This is a genomic window from Consotaella aegiceratis (assembly GCF_036541425.1).
Lineage (GTDB): Bacteria > Pseudomonadota > Alphaproteobacteria > Rhizobiales > Rhizobiaceae > Consotaella > Consotaella aegiceratis.
The window spans coordinates 1-1,127 of sequence record NZ_JAZHFT010000137.1 but is presented as its reverse complement, the minus strand read 5'-3'; the positions used below and the strand labels follow the sequence as shown (position 1 = coordinate 1,127).

Here is a 1,127-nt window from a genome sequence, read left to right as displayed (position 1 = left end):
GCGGTCGATTTCGAGATGTTCCGAGGCGATCTCGTTGCGGCGCTTGGCTACACCAGCGGTCCGCAAGGCGGCCGCCCGCCATTCGATCCGGTGATGATGTTCAAGATCATGGTGATCCAGACGGCCAACAATCTGTCGGATGAACGCGCCGAATTCCTGATCAACGACCGCCTATCCTTCATGCGCTTCTTGGGCCTTGGCCTATCCGACCGCGTGCCGGACGCCCGCACGATCTGGTTGTTCCGGGAGAAGCTGACCAAGGCCGATGCCATCAAGGGGCTGTTCGAGCGCTTCGATGCAGCACTTCGGGCCTCGGGCTACATCGCCATGTCGGGCCAGATCGTCGATGCCAGCCTCGTGGCGGCGCCGCGCCAGCGCAACACCGATGACGAGAAGAAGGCGATCAAGGAAGGCCGGGTGCCGGAGGAGTGGAAGAAGCGGCCTGCCAAGCTCCGGCACAAGGATCGCGATGCGCGCTGGACGGTGAAGTTCACCAAGGCCAAGGAGAAGGCGGATGGCACCAAGCCGCCGGTGGATATCGCCATTCCGGCCTTCGGCTATCAGAACCACATCGCCATCGACCGCCGCTTCGGCTTCATCCGCACGTTCATGGCAACGGATGCTGCGGCCTACGAGGGCGCCCGGCTGCGCGAGGGGCTGCTCGACAAGACCAACACAGCAAGCGACGTTTGGGCCGACACAGCCTATCGCTCGGCCGCCAACGAGACGTTCATGGCTCAGAACGGCTTCGTCAGCCGGGTCCATCGCAAGAAGCCGGCGGGCAAGCCCATGCCAACGGCAACGCGCCGCGCCAACAATGCCAAATCCAGAGTTCGCTCGGCGGTCGAGCACGTCTTTGCCGAACAGAAGAACAGGATGGGTCTGTTTATCCGCACAACCGGCATCGCCCGAGCGAGGACCAAGATCGGCATGGCCAACCTCGTCTACAATATCAAACGCCTGATCTTCCTCGAAAGGGCTGCGGCAGCGTGAACAGGCTGCGGCTGGAAGACGGCCCTTCACACCATCGCCGGAGATGTTGATCAACGGCCGAGGCACCGGGCCGCCACATCACGATCCCAGCGACCAGCCAAATCCTAGCCGAAGGCGTTGATAGAACCATCCAG

1 protein-coding gene is annotated in these 1,127 nt (G+C 62.6%); it reads left to right on the top strand.

Translation table 11 applies throughout. The annotated features are described in order from the left end of the window. Positions 1–993 (top strand): IS5 family transposase (locus SMD10_RS25435; protein WP_331688505.1); only part of this gene is annotated, 993 nt, incomplete at its 5' end. Between the last annotated feature and the right edge of the window lie 134 nt (positions 994–1,127).